Raw genomic sequence first — 18,447 nt, forward strand, 5'->3', positions numbered from 1 at the left:
CGATACGGGCCTTCGACAAGCTCAGTCCCTACTCAGCACGAACGGCTCTACTTGGTGTCATCGCGCGATAGGTACGATCGGTATTCACCGCCGCCGACGAGACGAGAATATGGGTGTGACCCAGTTCTCCGAGGACGAATGTCGATCGGTCCTAATTTCTTGTCCCGATCGAACCCCGTGACGCCGACTGCGTTAGTCGAACCATGAAGCGATATGTTGTAACTTCGCGCAAACCGGGGCATAGGGTGGCGATGCGCAGCACCGCCGCCCGTTCCTGGTTGCATGAAGGCCGACTCGATCGGTTCGGCATCCTGTTGTCCGGCCTGTGTGCGGTGCACTGCGTCACGACCATTGCCGTGATGGCGCTGCTCGCATCGGTCGGCGGCACGCTGCTGCATCCGGCGATCCACGAGATCGGCCTGCTGCTGGCCGTGCTGCTCGGCACCTTTGCCTTGGGGGCGGGGTATATGCGGCACGGACGCAAGCTGCCGACGCTGATCGGCGGGGCGGGGCTGGGCATCATGGCGCTGGCGCTGACCCTGCCGCATGGCGTGCCGGAAGCGATCGCGACGCTCACCGGCGTCGGTTTGCTGGCGCTGGGCCACCACCTGAACCGCCGGTCCGGTTGCTGACCGCCTTGCCGCTTGGGCGTCGCGCGCTTATCTCGCTCACATGGCGCACGAACATCACGAACATCATGGGGCCGCGTGGAACAAGGCGGCCGAGGCTGCGCTGATCCGTGCCGGCGAACAGTGGACCGCCATGCGGGCCAGCATCTTCGACGTGCTGGCCTCGTTCGACAAACCCGCCTCCGCCTATGACATCGCCGATGCCGTATCGAAGGCGCAGGGGCGTCGCGTCGCGCCCAACAGCGTGTATCGCATCCTCGACCTGTTCGTGAACGCCAACCTCGCGCGGCGGGTCGAGAGCGCCAATGCCTATCTGGCGAACACCCATCCCGACTGCATCCACGACTGCATCTTTCTCGTCTGCGACCAATGCGGACAGACGACGCATATCGATGACGACAAGATCACCAAGACCGTCCGTGCCGCAGCGTCCGGGGCAGGATTCAAACCGGTGCGGCCGGTGATCGAAGTGCGCGGAACCTGTGCAGATTGCGACCAGAACTGAACCTTTCCCGAAGCATAGGCGTGGTTTGTCCGAACACGCACGCGCCGGCAATCGACAGTCGGTTCCACCTGCGCTAGTCAGGCCCGATGGCCGATCCACTTAGCACGCCGCTGCTCGATACCGTTCAGACGCCCGCCGACCTTCGCAAGCTGGCCCCCGGGGACCTGCGGCAACTCGCCGACGAACTGCGGCAGGAAACGATCAGCGCGGTCGGTACGACCGGCGGGCATCTCGGCTCGGGTCTCGGTGTCGTCGAACTGACCGTCGCAATCCATTATGTGTTCGACACCCCGGCCGACCGGCTGGTGTGGGACGTCGGCCACCAATGCTATCCGCACAAGATCCTGACCGGCCGGCGCGATCGTATCCGCACGCTGCGCCAGGGCGGGGGCCTGTCGGGCTTCACCAAGCGGTCCGAGAGCGAATACGACCCGTTCGGCGCGGCGCACAGCTCGACCTCGATCTCGGCCGCGCTGGGCTTCGCCGTCGCAAACAAGATCGCCGGCACGCCGGGCAAGGGCATCGCCGTGATCGGTGACGGTGCGATGTCGGCCGGCATGGCCTATGAGGCGATGAACAACGCCGAACATGCCGGCAACCGACTGGTCGTGATCCTGAACGACAACGACATGTCGATCGCGCCGCCGGTCGGCGGGCTGTCGGCCTATCTGTCGCGTATCGTATCGAGCCGCGAGTTCCTCGGCCTGCGCGAGGCGTTCAAGAAGATCGCGCGCAAGCTGCCGCGCCCGCTGCACACCGCCGCGCGCAAGACCGACGAATTCGCCCGCGGCATGGCGACCGGCGGGACCTTGTTCGAGGAACTGGGCTTTTATTATGTCGGCCCGATCGACGGCCACAATCTCGACCATCTGATCCCCGTCCTCGAAAATGTCCGCGATGCCGAGGAAGGCCCGATCCTGGTCCATGTCGTGACGAAGAAGGGCAAGGGCTATGCCCCGGCCGAGGCGGCGGCCGACAAATATCATGGCGTCCAGAAATTCGACGTCATCACCGGTACGCAGGTCAAGGCCCCCGCCGGGCCGCCGCAATATCAAAATGTGTTCGGCCATACGCTCAGCAAGCTGGCCGACACCGACAGCCGCATCTGCGCGATCACCGCCGCAATGCCGTCGGGCACCGGGTTGGATCGGTTTGCCAAGGAACATGGTGATCGCTTCTTCGACGTCGGCATCGCCGAACAGCACGCCGTTACCTTCGCCGCCGGTCTGGCGGCGCAGGGAATGCGGCCGTTCTGCGCGATCTATTCGACCTTCCTGCAACGCGCCTACGATCAGGTCGTGCACGACGTTTGTATTCAGAACCTGCCGGTGCGCTTTGCGATCGACCGTGCCGGGCTGGTCGGCGCGGACGGCGCGACCCATGCGGGCAGCTTTGATGTGACTTATCTCGCCACCTTGCCCAATATGGTGGTGATGGCGGCGGCGGATGAGGCCGAGTTGGTCCACATGACCTATACCGCCGCCGAATATGACGCCGGCCCGATCGCGGTCCGCTATCCGCGCGGGGGCGGCACCGGCGTGGCGCTGCCCGAGGTTCCGCAGAAGCTGGAGATCGGCAAGGGGCGTCTGGTCCGCGAAGGGCACAAGGTCGCGATCCTGTCGCTTGGTACCCGGTTGGAGGAGGCGCTGAAGGCCGCCGACGCGCTGGAGGCCAAGGGGCTGTCGACGACGGTCGCCGATCTGCGTTTCGCCAAGCCGCTCGACGAAGCGCTGATCCGCCGCTTGCTGACGAGCCATGAGGTCGCGGTGACCGTCGAAGAGGGATCGGTCGGCGGCCTTGGCGCGCATGTGCTGACCTTCGCGAGCGACACCGGCCTGACCGACGCCGGTCTGAAGCTGCGCACGATGCGCCTGCCCGATACGTTCCAGGATCAGGACAGCCCGCAGAAGCAGTATGACGAAGCCGGCCTTAACGCGCCGCAGATCGTCGATACGGTGTTGCAGGCGCTGCGCTGGAACGAGAGCGGAGCGACCGAAGTCCGCGCATGACCGGCGGGCAGAAGGCGGCGGCGATCATCGCGCTGGCGGTGCTTGCGCTCGCCTGGTTCAACTGGCGGATGTGGCGACAGTTTCGCGCGGCCAAGGCGTATCGCGCCGGGTGGAGCGACGCGGATTTCGACGCGATGGTGGCCGATAACGGCGTGTCGCCGGCTATCGCCGTTCTGACCCGCGAACTGGTTGCGCCGTATTACGGAGAGGGCATCGTACCGCATCCCGACGACAATTTCGCCCGCTTCCTGATGATCGATGATGAAGAGGTCGCCGATCTGGTCGAGGCAGCGTGGGAGCGGCTGGGGCTGACGATGCCGACCCCCGCCGATCCAGTCGAACTGCCGCCGATGAGGGATGTCCGGGACCTCGCCGTGTATCTCCAGTCGGTTGCTTAGTCGTCACCCCGGATCAATTCCGGAGTGACGTTTCATTTCGTCGCCGTCACCGCAGGAACTGCCCCTGCGCTGCTTCGGTCGCGTTCACAGCCAGCACCGATCGCGCGTCGCTGGGCAGGCGGACATGGCCATGCCCGTCGCCCGAAGCGGCAATCACCCGGTCGAGCAATTCCTGACCCTCTTCCCACCAGCCAATGCCGCTGGCGGCGTTCAGATGCCCCTGCGCGCCGGCATCGACGAAATGGCTGCCCCAATCGACCGCCATCGAATGCGCGCGCTCGATCGACACCCATGGATCATCGGTCGATGCGACGACCAGCGAGGGGAAGGGCAGGGCGAAGCGCGGCGTTGGCGCGAATCCCTGCAACTCCACCGGCGCGCCCGAGCGATCGACATCGGCCGGTGCCACCAGCAGCGCGCCCGCCACCGGCCAGCCATAGGGCTGTCCCGACAATTGCGCCCACCATGCGACCGCAAGACAGCCGAGCGAATGCGCCGCCAGCACCACCGGGGCCTGCGCCTGCCGGATCGCCTGATCCAGCTTCGTGACCCACGCGTTGCGCAACGGCCGCGACCATAGCCCCAGTTCGACCCTCGCGGTATCTGGGCGCGATTGCTCCCACAGCGTCTGCCAATGCGACGGACCGGACCCGTTCAGGCCGGGAACGGTCAGCACCGTGGGCAGGCCGGTCGGGGGAGTCGAAAACTGTGCCATCGTCACACTCCTGCGCGTCATGGTCCAACAGGGTGGAAGCCGCCGGCCAGGCTTAGGGACAGGGATCGGGTCCGGGCGGCTTCCTGTGTTCAATGTATTCCTACTTAAAAGATAGGCAATAGCCAATCGACCAGTCGATCAAGGGTTGCGACGGGCGGAAAGCCGCGCCATGCGGGGCCATGGCAAAGCAACGTGCGGACCAGATGCTCGTCGATCGCGGTCTGGCCGAAAGCCGGACGCGGGCGCAGGCGCTCATCATGGCGGGGCTGGTGTTCGTCGGCGACCGCAAAGTGGACAAGCCGGGGCAGCAACTCGCGTCCGACGCTACGCTCGACGTGCGCGGGCGCGATCATCCGTGGGTCTCGCGCGGTGGGATCAAGCTGGCGCATGGTCTCGACCATTTCGGCTGGGACGTGGCCGGTGCGGTCGCGATCGATGTCGGATCTTCGACCGGCGGGTTTACCGACGTGCTGCTGACGCGCGGCGCGGCGCGGGTCTATGCGGTTGACAGCGGTACCAACCAACTGGCGTGGAAGCTGCGGCAGGACCCGCGTGTCATCGTCCACGAACAACTAAGCGCGCGTCTGCTGACCGAGGCGCATATCCCCGAACCGGTCGATCTGGTCGTGTGCGATGCGAGCTTCATTGCGCTGGCAAAGGTGCTGGCGGTGCCGCTCGGTTTCGTGAAGCCCGGCGGCCGGTTGCTTGCGCTCATCAAGCCGCAGTTCGAGGCAGGGCGCCAGGAGGTCGGCAAGGGCGGCGTGGTGCGCGACGCCGCAGTCCATACGCGCGTATGCGAAGAGGTAGCGGACTGGCTGGGCGGCCTCGGCTGGCGGGTCGAAGGGGTCGATCCCAGCCCGATCACCGGTCCCGAGGGCAATATCGAGTTTCTGATCGGCGCCCATGCGCCCGAATCACCGGGTTTGGCTTGCAATGATGCACTGCACACAGCAAGCAATGCGCCCTGAACGGCGGCGCAGCGGGCGCGGCCGGTGCTGGGGGGCGGGATGAACGAGATCGCGTCGAAGTGGCAATTGCGATCGGGTTTTCTGCGGCGCGCTGTGGTGTGCGTGCCGTTGATCCTGCTGCTGGGCTTCACTTCGGGACAGTTGGTCGTCGCAGGGGATGCGAACGGTTGGTATCGGATGCTGGACCTGCCGGCGATCCGGCCGCCCGACTGGGCGTTTCCGGTCGTGTGGACGATCCTGTATGTGATGCTGGGCTTTGCGCTGGCGGTCGTGCTCAACGCGCGCGGCGCGCGCGGGCGTGGGGGCGCCATTGTCCTTTTCGTCGCGCAACTGGCGATGAACCTCGTCTGGTCGCCGCTGTTCTTCGGCGCGCATCAGGTGACGTTGGCGCTGTACCTGATCGTCGCGCTGTTCTTCACCGCGCTTGCCACCACCTTCGCCTTTGGCCGCATCAGGCAGCTCGCGGCGTGGCTGCTGGTGCCGTATCTGGTGTGGCTGGTGATCGCCTCGGCGCTCAACTGGCAGATCGACCGGCGTAATCCCAATGCAGAAGCCCTTGTGCCGCCGGCCCATTCCACCCAAATCACGCTTTAGAGAAGGGGCGGGCCGAATGGCGCCCGACCCACCGGAAGGATTTTCCATGCAATCCGACAATCGCCTGTTCGACGATTTCGCCAAGTTCGTGAACGGCGCGGCCGGCACCATCGCCGGCATGGCGCGTGAGGGCGAGGCCGCCGCGCGCGAGCGGGCCAAGACGTTTCTCGGCGGCATGGATTTCGTCAGCCGCGACGAATTCGAGGTGGTGAAGGCCATGGCCGTCGCCGCCCGCGACGAAGCCGATGCGCTGCGTGCCCGGCTCGATGCGCTGGACGGCAAGGTTGCCCCCGCCGCGCAACCGCTCGACCGCGAACCGGCCGACAGTCCCGGCGCTGGCGAAGGCGCGCTCTGATCCGCTGTCCCGGGTCCCACGCCGCGACGCGTGACGACGGGCACGCGAGCGGTTAAAGACGTGGGGATGATGTTGGACGAAGTTGAAGATGACGGCGACGACGCCGTACCGATCGATACGCTGGAGCGCTATTTCGCCGCACATGGATGGAAACATGAACGCGACGGCGATGAGATCGTCGCGCATGTGAAGGGTAGCTGGACCGAGTTCGAACTGCGCGCGATCTGGCGGGGCGAGGACGGCGTGCTGCAATTCCTCGCACTGCCCGACGTTCGCGTTGCCGACGAACGGCGCGCGGCGATCTATGAAACGATCGGTCTTATCAACGAACAGCTGTGGATCGGCCATTTCGAACTTTGGTCGTCCAGCGGCATCCTGCTCTATCGCCATGCCGCGATGCTGCCGGAGGAGCCGGTGCTGACCATCGACCAGGCCGAGATGATGATCGACGCCGCGATCGACGAATGCGAACGTTTCTATCCCGTCTTCCAGTTCGTGCTGTGGGGCGGCAAGTCGCCCAAGGAAGCGATCGCTGCGTCGATGATCGAGACGCAGGGCGAGGCATGACTGCGCTGCCCGGAACGCTGTGGCTGATCGGCTGCGGCAATATGGGCGGCGCGATGCTGGAGCGATGGATCGCCGATGGCGTCGATCCGGGCGCGATCACCGTCGTCACCCGTTCCCCGCGCGACGTGCCGGCGGGCGTGACCCATGCGACGACGATCCCGCAGGGTGGCTCCCCAGCGATCGTCGTGCTGGCGATCAAGCCGCAACAACTCGATTCCGTCGCGCCTGATCTCGCGCCGCGGATCGCCGGCGTGCCGCTGCTGGTCTCGATCCTCGCGGGGGTCGAGGACGCGGCGCTCTCGCGGCGGTTCGACGCCGGTACGATCGTTCGCGCCATGCCAAACCTCCCGGTTGCGATCGGGCAGGGGGTCGTGGCGCTGCATTCGCATGGGCCGGACGTGGCTGCCCGTGCGACGGCCGCTGCGCTGATGGCACCGCTCGGGTTGGTCGAGTGGATCGACGATGCGGCGCTGTTCGATGCCGTCACCGCGTTGTCGGGTTGCGGGCCGGGGTTCGTGTTCCGCTTCATCGACGCGCTGGCCTCCGCCGGTGCCGCACTCGGCCTGCCCGCCGATCAGGCGCAGCGCCTCGCCACCGCCACGGTGCAAGGCTCGGCGACGATGGCCGCCGGATCGGACGCGTCGCCCGCGGCACTCGCCGACCGGGTCGCCAGCCCCGGCGGATCGACGCGGCAGGGGTTGAACGTGCTGGACGAAGGCGATGCGCTCAAGCGGCTGCTGGCGGCGACGCTGGTTGCGTCAGAGCGGCGCAATGCCGAAATGGCGGCTGCGGCGCGGAGCTAACGCCCTAACGCCGCTACCGCCGCCTTGTCGCCCGCCGGGATCAGACCTTCCAGCACGGCCCAGAAGCCGCTGACCGCATCCTGCCCCGCACCCGAATAGGCGCGTGACAGCTTCGCGTTCAGCATCTCGTACAGTCGCGACTCCAGCGCCTGCCCCTCGGGCGTCAGCTTCAGCAGCCGCTGCCGCGCATCGCGATCGCCCGCGCGGCTTTCCACCAGCCCGCGCGCCGACAGGTCGTTCAGCACCCGGCCCAGTGACTGTTTCGTGATCGCGAGAAGCCGCAACAGTTCGCTGACCGACAGATCGGGGCGGCGCGCGATGAAATACAGCGCGCGGTGGTGCGCCCGGCCCAGATTCTGTGCAGCCAGTTCTTCATCGATGCTGCGCGTCAGGTGACTATAGCCGAAATAGAGCAGCTCGATCCCGCGGCGCACTTCGGCCTCGCGCAGGAACAGGGCGGAGGCGGTCATGGGTTGCGCGGAAGATGGGGCAGTCATGTTGACCATTTGTGCCATCCGGCCTACCTCACCGCAAGCATTCATCCATGAGGACGCCATGACGCAGCCGAGCTTCGCCTTCGAACCCCATGCGACCCCGGTCGCGGCGAGCGAACGGGCCGCGCGGATCGTGAATCCGGGTTTCGGACGCGTCTTTACCGACCATATGGCGACGATGCGCTGGTCGGAGGACAAGGGCTGGCACGACGCGAAGATTACCGCGCGGGCGCCGATCATCATGGACCCGGCGGCTGCCGTGCTGCACTATGCGCAGGAAATCTTCGAAGGGCTGAAGGCGTATACGCTGCCCGATGGGGGCGTCGCGCTGTTCCGTGCTGAACAGAATGCCGCACGCTTCCGCCGTTCGGCTCACCGCCTCGCCATGGCGGAACTGCCCGATGACCTGTTCGTCGCGTCGTGTCGCGAACTGACGCTGGCCGAGCGCGACTGGATTCCGGCGGGGGAGGGCAGCGCGCTGTATCTCCGCCCGTTCATGATCGCGTCGGAAACCTTCCTCGGCGTGAAGCCGTCGGCCGAATATCTCTACTGCGTCATCGCGTCGGCGGTCGGCAATTACTGGCCGGGCGGGGCAAAGAGCGTGTCGCTATGGGTATCGAAGGAGTTCACCCGCGCCGCCCCCGGCGGCACCGGCGACGCCAAGTGCGGCGGAAACTATGCCGCCAGCCTGCTCGCCCAGTCGGAAGCGATCCGGCAGGGTTGCGATCAGGTCGTTTTCCTCGATGCGACCGAACGTCGCTGGGTTGAGGAACTGGGCGGCATGAACATCTTCTTCGTGTTCGACGACGGCACGATGCTCACCCCGCCGCTGACCGGTACGATCCTGCCCGGTATCACCCGCGATTCGATCCTGACGCTGGCCCGCGATCAGGGGATCACGGTGCGCGAGGAACGCTATTCGATCGACCAGTGGCAGGCGGATGCTGCCAGCGGCCGTCTGGTGGAAGCCTTCGCCTGTGGCACGGCGGCAGTGGTTACGCCGATCGGCAAGGTGTCGTCGGCGGACTTCAGCTTCCAGATTGGCGACGGCCAGCCCGGCGAGCGGACGCAGGCGTTGCTGAAGCAACTGACCGATATCCAACGCGGGCGCAGCAACGACCCGCACGGCTGGATGCAGCGGATCGGATAAGGCAGGCCTTTATCCGGGCCGTCATCCCGGCCTGCGCCGGGATGACGGGCTACCCTTTGCCCTCACAGCACTTCGAACAACCCGGCCGCGCCCATGCCGCCGCCGACGCACATCGTCACGACGACATGCTTCACCCCGCGACGCTTGCCCTCGATCAGCGCGTGGCCCGTCATCCGCGCGCCCGACATGCCGTAGGGATGGCCGATCGAGATCGCGCCGCCATTGACGTTCAGCCGGTCGTTGGGAATGCCCAGCACGTCCTGGCATTGTAGCACCTGCACCGCGAACGCCTCGTTCAGTTCCCATAGGCCGATATCGTCGACGCTGAGGCCGAACCGTTCGAGCAGCTTCGGCACCGCATAGACCGGACCGATCCCCATCTCATCGGGTTTGGTGCCCGCTACCGCCATACCGACATAGCGGCCAAGCGGTCGCAGTCCGCGCGCGGCGGCGATCGATTCCTCCATCAGCACGCAGGCCGACGATCCGTCCGACAACTGGCTGGCATTGCCGGCGGTGATGACCGCCTGTTCGCCGAGGACGGGTTTCAACGCCCGTAGCCCCTCGATCGTCGTGTCGGCGCGGTTTCCCTCGTCCCTGGTCAGTGTCACTTCGTTCTGCGACACTTCCTTCGTCGCCTTGTCGACGACGTTCATCGTCGCGGTAACGGGGATCAGTTCGGCATCGAACAGCCCGGCGGCCTGGGCGGCGGCGGTGCGCTGCTGCGACTGGAGCGCATAGGCGTCCTGCCGTTCGCGCGAAATGCCGTAACGCTGTGCGACGATCTCGGCGGTCTGGAGCATCGGCATGTAGATGTCGCCGTGCATCGCCAGCAATTCGGGGTCGGGTGCGACCCGCATCTGCGGCGTCTGCACCAGGCTGATCGATTCCACGCCGCCGGCCACGCAGATATCCATCCGGTCGTGGACGATCTGCTTGGCGGCGGTGGCGATCGCCATCAGCCCGCTGGCGCATTGCCGGTCGATCGACATGCCCGACACGCTGATCGGCAGCCCGGCGCGGAGAGCCGCGTTCCGGGCGATGTTGTTCGCCTGATGCCCCTGTTGCAGGGCCGCGCCCAGCAGCACATCGTCAACCTCCGCGCCCTCGATCCCGGCGCGTTCGACGGCGGCGCGGATCGAATGCGCGGCGAGTGTCGGCGCGGGCAGGTTGTTGAACGCCCCGCGATAGGCGCGGCCGATGGGCGTGCGGGCGGTCGATACGATGACGGCAGAGCGCATGGAGATTCCTCGGGCGTTCAGGTGAAGATCTGGCTGATCCATTCGGCGATCAGCGCGGGTTTATCCGTGCCATCGACCTCGACGGCATATTCGGTCGTCTGCTGCCACTGGCCGGGGCGCTTTTCCTCCATCGCCAACAGCGTGAAGCGGCCCCGGATGCGCGAACCCGACCGGACGGGGGACAGGAAGCGGGTACGGTTGCCGCCGTAATTGACCTCCATCCGCATGGGGGCGATCCGGGGCTGGTCGCTCATCGCCGACAGCTTCGGCATCAGCGACAACAGCAGGAAGCCATGCGCGATCGTGCCGCCGAACGGGGTTGCGGCGGCGGCGACCGAGTCGACATGGATGAACTGATGGTCGCCGGTCGCACTGGCGAAGGCATTGATCGTCGTTTGGTCCAGCACGATCCAGTCGGACCGCCAGACGGTGCCGACCCGCTTCGCCATCTCCTGCGCCGTCATCTCGGCCACCGGCATCCTCTCCCGTTCCTGTCGGGCGATCATAGCCAAGGCGTTGCGCGTCGCCAAGCGGTCGCGCACCAGAAATTCCGAAATGGCTGTCGGCAAGGAGGGCTGGTACAAACCCGATATTCAAAGTGCTACGAATGTGGCGATGGCGGGTCGACGATCGTTCCATCCGCACGCGCGGTCAGATTGACCTGCGTTGGGTAGGCGATCTCGATGCCCTCCGCCGCGAACCGCCGCAGGATCGCGACACCCACCGCAGTCCTACCGTCATAGAAGGCAGCGTAATCCGCACCGGCCGAATCGAACAGCAACTCGAAATCGATGCTCGACGCGCCGAACCCGATCAGGCCGCAGCGCACGAACACCCGGTCTTCGGCCTCCACGACCTCGCGCAGGATCGCGGGCAAGCGAGCGCAGGTTTCTGCATCGGTCTGATAGGTGACGCCGATCACGAATGACGCGCGGCGATGGGCGCGGCGGGTGTTGTTGGTGATTTCCTTGTCGAGCAGGTTCTTGTTCGAAATGATCCGCTCTTCGCCGGTCACCGACCGGATGCGCGTCGATTTCAGCCCGATTTCGGCGATCGATCCGTTGGTCTGGTCGTAGCTTACATTGTCGCCGCGCCGGAACGGCTTGTCGAAGATGATCGACAGCGCGGCGAACAGGTCGGCGAAGATGCCCTGTGCCGCCAGGCCGATGGCGATGCCGCCGACACCCAGCCCCGCGACCAGCCCGGTGACGTTCACCCCCAGATTGTCGAGCACGACGATCAGCGCGATGGCGAACAACGCGAACGTCACCAGCAACCGGATCAGCCCCATCGCCGATGCCAGCGCCTCGCCATGATAGCTGTCGCTCGCCGTGCGCCGCTCGACCGCGCCAAGGATGACCTCGCGCGCCCAGATCGCCGCCTGGAACACGGCGGCGACGGTGAACAGGAACTCGATCGTCGCGGTCACCATCGGCGGCGCGCTGGCATAGCCATCGACCAGCTTGGCGGCCAGCATCACCATGAAGAACAGCCCGGTCCGCCCGATCGCGCGACCTGCCACGCTGCCCCATCCGGCGCGATTGTCTTGCGCCAGCTTCATGCCCCAGCGGCGCAGCAGCAGCAGCGCGACGACGACCAGCGCGCCGGCGCCGATCGCCACCAGCACCTGCAACCAGTTGTCCGCGATCCACCGCGCCCCGTCCTGCAACAGCAGCCGCGCCTGCGCCTGCGCCTGATCGGCGTTGAAGCCCCGTTCGACGGTCGCGACGGGCGACGCGCTATTCTTCATACGCATGACGTCCTTTCAGGCAGCGGCGGGGAGGCTGTCCTGCGCCTCCAGCAGCGCGATCAGCCCGCGTTCGTGGCGGCTGAGATATTTGGCGGTGCGCGGCAGGCGCAGCGTGTCACGAAAGGCGCTCTGCCCGTCCTTGACCAGATCGATCAGCAGCGGATGGACATAGGATTTGCGCGCGATGGCGGGCGTGTTGCCCAGCGCGTCGACCACCGGCCCCAGCATCGTCTTCAGGCTGATGTCCGCATCCGCCTCGGCCAGCGTGGCGAAGGCCAGTACGCTTGCCCCCCAGGTCCGGAAATGCTTGGCGGTGAAGTCGCCGCCCATCGCCGCGCGGATATAGGCGTTGACGTCGCCGGAGGTGACCGGATGCGTCTCCCCCTCGGCATCGACCCAGCGGAACAGGTGCTGCCCCGGCAGATCCTGACATTTGCGCACGAAACTGGCGAGCGATCGGTCGGTGATGGTCAGCACCCGCATCTTGCCCGACTTGGCACGATATTGCAGCTTCAGCTTCGTACCGGTCAGCTTCGCGTGCCGCCTGCGCAGCGTCGTCGCGCCGAAGCTCTTGTTGACCCGCGCATAGCCTTCGTTCCCGACGCGCACCCGCCCCAGATCGAGCAGCCGCACCACCGCCGCCACCGCCCGATCGCGCGACAGCGCGCGCTTGGCGAGGTCGCATTCTACCTGCGCGCGCAGTTTCGGTAGCGCGTGGCCGAATGCGGCGCAGCGATCATATTTCGCGCTTTCCTGTGCCGCGCGGAAATCGGCGTGGTAGCGATACTGCTTGCGACCCTTTTCGTCCCAGCCGATCGCCTGGATATGGCCGATGGGGTCGGGACAGAACCACGCGTCGCGATAGGCGGGCGGCAAGCCGACGGCGTTCAGCCGATCGATCTCGTCGCGGTCGGTGATGCGGTCGCCGTCCGCGTCATAATAGCCCCAGCCACGCGTCAGCTTGCGCCGCGTGATGCCCGGCGCCTCGCAATCGGAAAAGACGCAGCCGGCGGGGCAGGGGGGTTCGTCGTCGGCTGGTTCCATCGGGCTGTCCCTGCGAATGTCCCGATCAATGTTCGGCTCGTCGCTTCGTTCCGGAACCGGCACCGGGGCGACCGGTTACGACGGGACCACCCCGCACAGGAGACTTTCCCATGGCCGACCTCGCCAATGCCCGCGTGCTGATCCTCGCCACCGACGGGTTCGAGGAATCCGAACTGTTCTTGCCCCGTCAGGCGCTGCTGGATGCCGGTGCCGTCGTGACGCTCGCCTCGATCAAGACCGATCCGATCCAGGGCGTCGTCAACGACAGCGAAAAGGCGCGGACGATCACCCCCGACCTGACGCTCGATGCGGTCGATACCGAGGAGTTCGACATGCTGCTGCTCCCCGGCGGGGTGGGCAATCCCGATGCGCTGCGTATCCAGGAACGCGCGGTCGAGATCGTCAGCGAATTCATGGACGACGACAAGATCGTCGCTGCCATCTGCCATGCGCCGTGGCTGCTGGTCGAGGCGGACGTGGTCGACGGTCGCCGCGTCACCGGCTGGCCGTCGGTACGCACCGATCTGGAAAATGCCGGTGCCGAAGTGGTCGACGAAGAGGTAGTGATCGACGGCAACCTCATCACCAGCCGCAAGCCCGACGACATTCCTGCGTTTTCCAAGGCGATCATCGAAGCGCTGCAGGAGGAACTGGCCGAGGCGTGAAGGGAAGGGGGCGGGCGGATCGCAAAGGCCCGCCTCCATATCGTACCCGAACATGTCGTCCCAGCTATCCACCGGCGTCATCCCAGCGCAGGCTGGGATCTCCCGGTAATGGAGCACTCTTCTCGCCGCAGGAGGCCCCAGCCTTCGCTGGGGCGACGTGATCGATCGAAAACCGTGTTCGCCCACTCGTTACCCCGGGCTTGACCCGGGGGTCCGCTTCTTCTCTTCGACGGTCGGTAGAAAGCGGGACCCCGGATCAAGTCCGGGGTGACCAGGTAGTGAGAACTAAGCCACCGCCACCCGCCGCCGATCCCCGACCCGGTTCAACCAGTTCTGCGCCGGCCGCTCCACCCCGCGATACAGTAGTTCCGACGACCCGATCACCGCGATGACATACAGCCCCAGCACCCATATCGGCGCATTCGTCGCATCCTCGACCAGTACGAGCTTGAACACGAACCACAGCAGGAAGTGGCCGAGATAGGTCGCATAGCTGATCTCACCCAATCGATAGATCGGCCACCACTCCAACGGATTGCCGCGCCGGTTCGACGTGATTCCCGCCGCGAGCAACAGACACGCCAGTGCAGCCGGCAGCGAACGCGCCTCCGACAGCAGCTTCGTCCCCCACGCCGCAGCCAGCAAGACCGCCAGGACGGCCGCGATCACCGCGACGCGGTCACGCCCCTGCCACCGCAACCACAGCGCGCCGATCGCGGTACCCGCCGCGAACTGGATCACGCAGCGGATGACGGCGAAGCGTTGCAGGTCGCTGCCCAACCCGTCCTGTCCCGCCAATGGGAGCAGGCCGAACAACAGGATCGCGACGAAACCGATCAGCGCGATGCTCGGCAGCTTGCGCCAGTCGATCGCCACCGCCAGCAGCGGGAAGAGCAGATAGGCGGCGGATTCGGCGGAGATCGACCAGGCCGGGTCGTTCCATTTCAGCGGATCGACCAACCCCCAGCTTTGCAGCAGCACGACATGCAGCGGCAGTTCGGCGAAGGGGAACCGGTCGATATTGCGCCCGGTTGCCGCCAGCACGACCGCCAGCGCCACCGCGCAGGCGAGTACGAACAGGTGCAGCGGCCAGATGCGCGCCATCCGCTTCCACAGGAACCGTCCGGCGACCGGAAGGCCGCCTTCGGCAAAGCGTTTCCCCCATGACAGCCAGATCACGAAGCCCGACAGGAGGAAGAAGAAGTCGACCGCCAGATACCCCTTGGCGATCGCCGATTCGACCGCCGGATGCATCTCCGCCATCGACCCGCGGAGGTGGAACAGTACCACCCACCAGGCGGCAAGGCCGCGCGCACCGGTCAGCGCCTTCAGTTCGTTCATGCGGTCACCGCCCCCTTCTTCCGCTGGATCGGTTGCCATGCCTGATCGGCCCGCTTGCGCGCCAGATAGGTGTCGAGGCCGATCTGCGCGCCGATCAGCATGAAGACGAACGGCTGGAACGCGATCGCCACGAAGTTCGCGCCGAACAGATAGACGACGTGCCCATTCTGTAGCGCGGCGGCCAGCGGCACGACCCATGCGTCCTCTTCGCCCGCCTTGGCATAGCGCCGCCGCAGCACCTCCATCCGGAACAGCCCGCCCAGGTTGATCGCCAGCCAGATCAGCAGCCCCGGATAGCCCTGTTCGCCCAGCATCTCGAAATAGGCGGAATGATAGGCGCGCCCGGCATCGACCTCGAGGCTGCGCTCGACCGTCCGGTTGCCCGCTTCGCCGACCATCGCGACCTTTTCATAGCGGATGCGGTTTTGCAGATAGGCGACGAAGCCCCCGCCGAACGGGTTCTGCTTCACGTAATCGAGCGTCCACATCCACACCGCAAGGCGCGTCGATGCCGACGCGTCGGACTGGTACGTCCCGATCGTCTCCATTCGCTGGGTGAAGGCGGACGGCAGGAACGGCACCGCCATCAGTCCCGCCGCGCCGGCCAATGCCAGATAGGTCAGCCGCCGCTTGACGTCGCGCAGCATCAGCACGCCCAGCAGGACGATGCACAGCAGTCCCGTCCGCGTCGACGTGCCGACCGGGATCAGCAGGCAGGAGAAGATGAGGGCGTAGCAGAAGGCGCGCACCCGCCAGTCGGGAGCGAACACCGTCCCGAACTTGCTGAACCACAGGATCAGCGGAATGATCGCGATGGCGACGGTCGAGATGGTCGACCCTTCGTACAGGCCGGCGTTGTTCGACACCATCAGGTTGAGTTCGCCATAGCCGCCGCCCGATCCCAGCGTCTTGATCCCGCCGACGATGATGATCGACGCCGCCGACAGTACCATGAACAGCAGCAGCGACTCGATGCGCAGTTTGGTCCTGAGCGTCAGCGGCAGGAAGATGGCGAAGGCCAGCGCCTTCCACACCCATTCCCATTTGAACTGCGCCTCGACCGGGAAATCGGCGGTCTTGGTCGTCCAGAAACAATAGAGCAGGAGCGCCAGCATCAGGAACTGGCGCGGCGCCATCCGCGTGTCGCGCTTGTCATCGACCGCGACCCACGCGAGGACCGCCAGCCCGCAGGCGATCAGCGAGATCGGGATCGAATTGAGCAGGATATAGGTCAGCCGCTGGGGCGAGACGATGTCGATATAGACATAGGTCAGTATGAACACGAACGGCTTGCGAAACCCGGCCGCGAACAACAATCCCAGAAAGGCGACGAAGACGAGGTCACGCACCGAAGCGATCCCGCCCTTTGCGCGGGGCATCGTCGCGCACCCGCTCATCGTCGAGGTCCGGCCGCCGCAGCAACCGCCATGCCGCGATCAGCATTAGCAGGTGGGTCAGCCCCAGCGAGAAATTGTCGATCATCGGCGCGGGAACCCTAAACGTCACCCGCAACGATACCGGACACGGGTTGATGCGACGTTAAGCGATCGGCGGGGCAGGGGTCGAGGGCGGTGATTCCATCGATCTTGCCACCAATGTCACCACCTTCGTCATTCCCGCGAAGGCGGGAATCCATACACGCAACGTCGCGGCTCTATCGTCGACCGGCAGTTACGACCCCTGCGATGTCAACACAGTGCTCTATTTACGCCGCGTCTGCCCTTGCTCGAACTGTAACCTACCCTCGCACGATCTTCAGATACGCATCCAGCACCGATTGGTTCGCGGTATCCCACCGATACGCCTTCGCCGCCTCATGCCCCGCCAGCCCCATGCGCCAGCGCAGGTCTGCATCCTCGCAAAGCCGCGCGATGGCATCGGCATAGGCGGGCACGTCGCGCGGCGGCACCAGGAATCCGGTCGCCCGGTCCTCGACCATCCCCACTGCGCCGGTCGCGCGGGCGGCGACGACGGGCACGCCGGCGGCCATCGCCTCCAGCGTGACATTGCCGAACGTCTCGGTGATCGAGGGGTTGAAGAACACGTCCATCGACGCGACCGCGCGGCCCAGATCGTCGCCCGCCTGAAACCCGGCGAACACCGCGTGCGGCACGCGCTCGGCGAACCAGTCGCGCGCCGGGCCTTCGCCGATCACGAGGATGCGATGCTTGACCCCGCGCCGCTGCAACTCGGTCGCGACCTCGGAAAAGACGTCCAGTCCCTTTTCCAGTACCAGCCGCCCGAGGAAGCTGACCGCCACCTCGTCATCGCCGATCCCCAGCGACCGCCGCCAGTCGAGATCGCGCATTGCCGGGCTGAACCGCTTATGGTCCACTCCGCGCGACCAGATGCCGATGGGGGAGGTGACGCCCCATTCGCGCAACAGATCGGCCATGCCGCGTCCGGGCACCATCACCTGATCGGCGCGATTGTAGAACCGCTTCGACAGCGCGACCGCCACCGGCTCCAGAAAGCCGATGCCGTAATATTGCGGATAGGTTTCGAACCGGGTGTGGAGCGACGCCAGCGTCGCGATCCCCCTGTCGCGGCTCCAGCTCAGCGCGCGGTGGCCGAGAATGTCGGGCGCGGAAACATGGACGATATTGGGTGCAAAGGCTTCCAGATCGGCCCGCGTCTTCGCGGTCAACCCGCGCGCCAGCTTATATTCGCCGCGCCCACCCGGCATCCCGTATGCGGGCACGCTGACCAGATCGCCGGTCGGCGGAAAGGCCGGCTTGTCGGTCGTCGGCGAATAGACACGCAGGGTGACGCCATGGTCGAGCAGGTGGCGGGCAAGACGATTGAGCGCCTGGTTCGCGCCGTCGCGGACATAGTTGTAGTTTCCGCTGAACATCGCGACGCGGAGTTGGGAAGGCTTCATCCGCGTGCCCATAGCGCCGGAACGCCCCGTACGCCACCGGAACGCTTGGCTGCTCCAACGGGTTGATCCCGCCGATAAACAGGAGCGGACAAGATGAGCGACGGCTACAAGAAGGGCCAGAACGTCAAATGGTCGTGGGGTAACGGCACGGCCGAGGGCAAGGTCGAGGAACGCTTCGACCGCCGCGTGCAGCGGACGATCAAGGGCAGCAAGGTCGTCAAGAACGGGACGAAGGACAATCCGGCCTATCTGATCGAGCAGGACGACGGCACCAAGGTGTTGAAGCGCGGCAGCGAACTCGACTGATATTCCCCTTTCGTTCCGCATCTGCTAACCGC

At 65.9% G+C, this 18,447-nt stretch carries 22 protein-coding genes; 12 read left to right on the forward strand and 10 right to left on the reverse strand.

Annotated elements, in window-relative coordinates; translation table 11 throughout:
• The first annotated feature begins 251 nt into the window (after nucleotides 1-251).
• The 4 genes from ASE83_RS05510 to ASE83_RS05525 all read left to right on the forward strand — a co-directional run bounded on the left by ASE83_RS05510 (nucleotide 252) and on the right by ASE83_RS05525 (nucleotide 3,541).
• The gene (locus tag ASE83_RS05510) at nucleotides 252-632 is read left to right on the forward strand and encodes a MerC domain-containing protein (protein ID WP_055785051.1); all 381 of its coding nucleotides are present in this window, start codon (nucleotides 252-254) and stop codon (nucleotides 630-632) included.
• 40 nt (nucleotides 633-672) lie between these two features.
• A complete protein-coding gene (locus tag ASE83_RS05515) occupies nucleotides 673-1,134 on the forward strand; it encodes a Fur family transcriptional regulator (protein ID WP_055785054.1) in 462 nt (153 codons plus the stop codon).
• A gap of 86 nt (nucleotides 1,135-1,220) precedes the next feature.
• On the forward strand, nucleotides 1,221-3,143 hold the full coding sequence (gene dxs / locus ASE83_RS05520; RefSeq protein ID WP_055785056.1) for a 1-deoxy-D-xylulose-5-phosphate synthase: 1,923 nt from the start codon (nucleotides 1,221-1,223) through the stop codon (nucleotides 3,141-3,143).
• On the forward strand, nucleotides 3,140-3,541 hold the full coding sequence (locus ASE83_RS05525; protein ID WP_055785059.1) for a hypothetical protein: 402 nt from the start codon (nucleotides 3,140-3,142) through the stop codon (nucleotides 3,539-3,541). The genes dxs and ASE83_RS05525 overlap by 4 nt, the downstream gene beginning before the upstream one ends.
• 46 nt (nucleotides 3,542-3,587) lie before the next feature.
• Here the strand turns inward: ASE83_RS05525 and ASE83_RS05530 are convergent, their stop codons facing one another.
• Nucleotides 3,588-4,256, reverse strand: coding sequence for an RBBP9/YdeN family alpha/beta hydrolase (locus tag ASE83_RS05530; RefSeq protein ID WP_055785061.1), 669 nt, complete (start codon nucleotides 4,254-4,256; stop codon nucleotides 3,588-3,590).
• Between the two features lie 179 nt (nucleotides 4,257-4,435).
• Between ASE83_RS05530 and ASE83_RS05535 the strand changes: the two genes are divergently transcribed.
• The 5 genes from ASE83_RS05535 (at nucleotide 4,436) to proC (ending at nucleotide 7,543) form a co-directional block, all read left to right on the forward strand.
• A complete protein-coding gene (locus ASE83_RS05535) occupies nucleotides 4,436-5,224 on the forward strand; it encodes a TlyA family RNA methyltransferase (RefSeq protein WP_055785064.1) in 789 nt (262 codons plus the stop codon).
• Nucleotides 5,225-5,263: 39 nt separating this feature from the next.
• Entirely contained in the window at nucleotides 5,264-5,818 is a 555-nt protein-coding gene (locus tag ASE83_RS05540; RefSeq protein WP_055785296.1) for a TspO/MBR family protein, read from the forward strand.
• 46 nt (nucleotides 5,819-5,864) lie between these two features.
• On the forward strand, nucleotides 5,865-6,173 hold the full coding sequence (locus ASE83_RS05545; RefSeq protein ID WP_055785299.1) for an accessory factor UbiK family protein: 309 nt from the start codon (nucleotides 5,865-5,867) through the stop codon (nucleotides 6,171-6,173).
• Between the two features lie 66 nt (nucleotides 6,174-6,239).
• On the forward strand, nucleotides 6,240-6,740 hold the full coding sequence (locus tag ASE83_RS05550; RefSeq protein WP_055785067.1) for a YbjN domain-containing protein: 501 nt from the start codon (nucleotides 6,240-6,242) through the stop codon (nucleotides 6,738-6,740).
• Nucleotides 6,737-7,543 (forward strand): pyrroline-5-carboxylate reductase, encoded by an 807-nt coding sequence (gene proC, locus ASE83_RS05555; RefSeq protein ID WP_055785070.1) that lies wholly within the window; start codon nucleotides 6,737-6,739, stop codon nucleotides 7,541-7,543. The genes ASE83_RS05550 and proC overlap by 4 nt, the downstream gene beginning before the upstream one ends.
• Here proC and ASE83_RS05560 read toward each other — a convergent pair.
• A complete protein-coding gene (locus tag ASE83_RS05560) occupies nucleotides 7,540-8,013 on the reverse strand; it encodes a MarR family winged helix-turn-helix transcriptional regulator (RefSeq protein ID WP_235513085.1) in 474 nt (157 codons plus the stop codon). The genes proC and ASE83_RS05560 overlap by 4 nt on opposite strands.
• Before the next feature lie 85 nt (nucleotides 8,014-8,098).
• Here ASE83_RS05560 and ASE83_RS05565 point away from each other — a divergent pair, with 85 nt between their 5' ends.
• Entirely contained in the window at nucleotides 8,099-9,187 is a 1,089-nt protein-coding gene (locus ASE83_RS05565) for a branched-chain amino acid aminotransferase (protein ID WP_055785072.1), read from the forward strand.
• A gap of 62 nt (nucleotides 9,188-9,249) precedes the next feature.
• Here ASE83_RS05565 and ASE83_RS05570 read toward each other — a convergent pair whose 3' ends face one another.
• The 4 genes from ASE83_RS05570 to ASE83_RS05585 all read right to left on the reverse strand — a co-directional run bounded on the left by ASE83_RS05570 (nucleotide 9,250) and on the right by ASE83_RS05585 (nucleotide 13,222).
• Entirely contained in the window at nucleotides 9,250-10,428 is a 1,179-nt protein-coding gene (locus ASE83_RS05570) for an acetyl-CoA C-acyltransferase (protein WP_055785074.1), read from the reverse strand.
• A gap of 17 nt (nucleotides 10,429-10,445) precedes the next feature.
• Nucleotides 10,446-10,877, reverse strand: a complete 432-nt coding sequence (locus tag ASE83_RS05575) for a MaoC family dehydratase (protein ID WP_082443149.1) — start codon at nucleotides 10,875-10,877, stop codon at nucleotides 10,446-10,448.
• 152 nt (nucleotides 10,878-11,029) lie between these two features.
• Nucleotides 11,030-12,184 carry a mechanosensitive ion channel family protein gene (locus ASE83_RS05580; RefSeq protein WP_082443136.1) on the reverse strand — a complete coding sequence of 385 codons (1,155 nt, stop codon included), beginning with the start codon at nucleotides 12,182-12,184 and terminating at the stop codon, nucleotides 11,030-11,032.
• A gap of 9 nt (nucleotides 12,185-12,193) precedes the next feature.
• Complete coding sequence (locus ASE83_RS05585) at nucleotides 12,194-13,222, reverse strand: DNA topoisomerase IB (protein ID WP_055785081.1); 1,029 nt, start codon at nucleotides 13,220-13,222, stop codon at nucleotides 12,194-12,196.
• A gap of 110 nt (nucleotides 13,223-13,332) precedes the next feature.
• Here ASE83_RS05585 and ASE83_RS05590 point away from each other — a divergent pair, with 110 nt between their 5' ends.
• Entirely contained in the window at nucleotides 13,333-13,887 is a 555-nt protein-coding gene (locus tag ASE83_RS05590) for a type 1 glutamine amidotransferase domain-containing protein (protein WP_055785084.1), read from the forward strand.
• 285 nt (nucleotides 13,888-14,172) lie between these two features.
• Here the strand turns inward: ASE83_RS05590 and ASE83_RS05595 are convergent, their stop codons facing one another.
• The 4 genes from ASE83_RS05595 to ASE83_RS05605 all read right to left on the reverse strand — a co-directional run bounded on the left by ASE83_RS05595 (nucleotide 14,173) and on the right by ASE83_RS05605 (nucleotide 18,109).
• Entirely contained in the window at nucleotides 14,173-15,267 is a 1,095-nt protein-coding gene (locus tag ASE83_RS05595; protein ID WP_235513087.1) for an acyltransferase family protein, read from the reverse strand.
• Nucleotides 15,225-16,577 (reverse strand): DUF5935 domain-containing protein, encoded by a 1,353-nt coding sequence (locus ASE83_RS05600; RefSeq protein ID WP_055785090.1) that lies wholly within the window; start codon nucleotides 16,575-16,577, stop codon nucleotides 15,225-15,227. The genes ASE83_RS05595 and ASE83_RS05600 overlap by 43 nt, the downstream gene beginning before the upstream one ends.
• Nucleotides 16,570-16,710, reverse strand: a complete 141-nt coding sequence (locus ASE83_RS18770; RefSeq protein WP_200921821.1) for a hypothetical protein — start codon at nucleotides 16,708-16,710, stop codon at nucleotides 16,570-16,572. The genes ASE83_RS05600 and ASE83_RS18770 overlap by 8 nt, the downstream gene beginning before the upstream one ends.
• A gap of 256 nt (nucleotides 16,711-16,966) precedes the next feature.
• Complete coding sequence (locus ASE83_RS05605) at nucleotides 16,967-18,109, reverse strand: glycosyltransferase family 4 protein (RefSeq protein WP_055785308.1); 1,143 nt, start codon at nucleotides 18,107-18,109, stop codon at nucleotides 16,967-16,969.
• Nucleotides 18,110-18,202: 93 nt separating this feature from the next.
• Between ASE83_RS05605 and ASE83_RS05610 the strand changes: the two genes are divergently transcribed.
• On the forward strand, nucleotides 18,203-18,415 hold the full coding sequence (locus ASE83_RS05610) for a DUF2945 domain-containing protein (RefSeq protein WP_055785093.1): 213 nt from the start codon (nucleotides 18,203-18,205) through the stop codon (nucleotides 18,413-18,415).
• Nucleotides 18,416-18,447 lie beyond the last annotated feature (32 nt).

Source organism: Sphingomonas sp. Leaf32 (assembly GCF_001421765.1).
Lineage (GTDB): Bacteria > Pseudomonadota > Alphaproteobacteria > Sphingomonadales > Sphingomonadaceae > Sphingomonas.